Below are 2,213 nucleotides of genomic sequence, written 5' to 3'. Positions count from 1 at the left end.
CCTGGTAAGCAGAGTTTTTGAAATGTAAGGCCTTTGAATAAGACAAAACGCTGCCTCATCGCTAACTTTGCAACAGTGCCATTTTTACTGAAGAGCAGACAGAAACCATAAACACCGGCGTTGACACGCCGGGGAAGCCCTTATAGTACAATAATTTTCGAAATCCAACCCATCCCGCCTACAGGAATGACGGATTTTTCGGCGGTTCCGGCGTAGACCCACCACAACTGCTGTATAGCTTGTGGGTAAGTGATAATGAAGTGCAAACGAGATGGCGCAAATACTCTTTTGGTTTATCTTTTAATTACTTACGTATTAAAAGATAAACCAAAAAATAAAAGACATTACTGTTATCCCCTTTAAAAACTGGATAACCGAACAGCATCGGCGCGAGCGCCTCAAAAGTAGCTCCCCACGCTAAAGCGCGGGGCATTCAGAACGGAATCCCTCGATGGCTAACAGCTCGCCTGTTAGCCATCGAGGGATTGGACAAATCCGGCCACGCCGGATACGTCAGCAAATATCGCTGAAGAATTAGCTTACACGCTCGTAAGCGGCTCTTACGACCCGCTAACGCGGAGATACGCCCCAACTGCGGCTTCGCCTTGTTGTGACCACTCCGACCGCGCACAAAAGCCTCTGAGCCGCTTTTAGCGGAATATGGCTTTGCAAGGTGAAGGGATGGATAGGCGATCCCTTTCGATCCCTCACTGGTATCGGCGGCTAACCCTCGGTGCTACCTGTCATTTCATCCTGCCGCCTTACATGCGCTAACGCGCATAAATCCCCGTTCCTCAGTGGAACGAAAACTCACGCTAACAGGGTAGTGACCGGGTAGCCACGATAACTGCCAACAAAATTAGCTTATAGGTTAATTCTACCTTGTCTGAAATTAGCCTATAGGTTAATATTAATAGAAATGGGAGGTCACATGTTTAGCGTTGTTTATCACCCGGAAGCCAGGGAAGAAGCCACAGCATTACCCGTAAAAATCAGGGTGAAGTTTGACCGTCTCATCGGCAAACTGGAGTATGACGCCCGATTACTGCGGGAGCCGGACACGAAGCCCCTGGGCGATGGACTTTTTGAGATCCGCACGATGGGGACGGACATAGCCAGGGGAATCTGGGTATACCACAAAGGCAATACCATCATCATGCTCCGTGTTTTCATCAAGAAGTCACAGAAAACGCCAGCGAAAGAAATCGATCTCGCCAAAAAGCGGTTAGCGGAGGTACTTAATGAAACTGGTAAGCCATAAAGAACTGCATAACGAGTGGATGCAGGACGATGAATATCGCGCTGCATGGCAGGAAGAAGAACGTAAGGAAAAGCTCAGGGAGCTGCTTGCTGAATGGCGCAAGCATGACAACCTGACAAAAGCGCAGGTTGCTGAACGCATGGGGGTTACACCTCCGGTTATTTCTCGCCTGGAAAACAACATCACCAAAGCCAGCATCGACACACTGACCCGCTACGCTCACGCCTGCGGCATCAAGAAACCTGTCATTGCCCTGTACTGAATAGCCAGCCCTCCGGGGCTGGCCTTTTTGTTTCGGTCAGTCCCAAAATTTTGTTAAAGCAAGTTTAAAATGTCACCTGTTTCTCCAAAGTTGAAATGTCACTTCTAAGCCAATCTATTTATACATAATCTTTACATCTTTCCCCGGTGACAAAGTGCTAATTGGTCTGTAATGTTCAATGTGTGGCAGGCAAGCCGCCGGTGACTTAGGGAAGGTGCGAACAAGTTCCTGATATGAGATCATCATATTCATCCGGAGCGCATCCCAGAGGGACATCATGAGCCATCAACTCACCTTCGCCGATAGTGAATTCAGCACTAAGCGCCGTCAGACCCGAAAAGAGATTTTCCTCTCCCGCATGGAGCAGATTCTGCCATGGCAGAATATGACCGCTGTCATCGAGCCGTTTTATCCCAAGGCGGGCAATGGCCGACGGCCCTATCCGCTGGAGACCATGCTGCGTATTCACTGCATGCAGCATTGGTACAACCTGAGCGACGGTGCCATGGAAGATGCCCTGTACGAAATCGCCTCCATGCGCCTGTTTGCCCGATTATCCCTGGATAGCGCCCTGCCGGATCGCACCACCATCATGAATTTCCGCCACCTGCTCGAGCAGCATCAACTGGCCCGTCAATTGTTCAAGACCATCAATCGCTGGCTGGCCGAAGCAGGCGTCATGATGACCCA

The 2,213-nt window shown here is 49.9% G+C and carries 2 protein-coding genes and 2 pseudogenes; all 4 read left to right on the top strand.

From position 1 onward, the window contains the following. Positions 1-534: 534 nt before the first annotated feature. Positions 535-677, top strand: a pseudogene (locus OGW13_RS25895) (replication-associated protein RepA4); the annotation flags it as partial. A gap of 254 nt (positions 678-931) precedes the next feature. After that, on the top strand, positions 932-1,261 hold the full coding sequence (locus OGW13_RS16690; protein WP_000493286.1) for a type II toxin-antitoxin system RelE/ParE family toxin: 330 nt from the start codon (positions 932-934) through the stop codon (positions 1,259-1,261). Then, entirely contained in the window at positions 1,242-1,523 is a 282-nt protein-coding gene (locus tag OGW13_RS16685) for a helix-turn-helix domain-containing protein (RefSeq protein ID WP_000780222.1), read from the top strand. Before OGW13_RS16690 ends, OGW13_RS16685 begins: the two co-directional genes overlap by 20 nt. A gap of 277 nt (positions 1,524-1,800) precedes the next feature. Beyond that, a pseudogene (locus tag OGW13_RS16680) lies at positions 1,801-2,213 on the top strand (IS5-like element ISKpn26 family transposase); the annotation flags it as partial.

The organism is Citrobacter sp. Ca225 (assembly GCF_030337175.1).
GTDB lineage: Bacteria > Pseudomonadota > Gammaproteobacteria > Enterobacterales > Enterobacteriaceae > Citrobacter_A > Citrobacter_A amalonaticus.
This window is presented reverse-complemented; position numbering and strand designations above follow the sequence as displayed.

Coding starts and splice junctions, on each gene's coding strand:
- OGW13_RS16685 (WP_000780222.1), top strand. CDS start 1,242: ATGAAACTGGTAAGCCATAAAGAACTGCATAACGAGTGGATGCAGGAC.
- OGW13_RS16690 (WP_000493286.1), top strand. CDS start 932: ATGTTTAGCGTTGTTTATCACCCGGAAGCCAGGGAAGAAGCCACAGCA.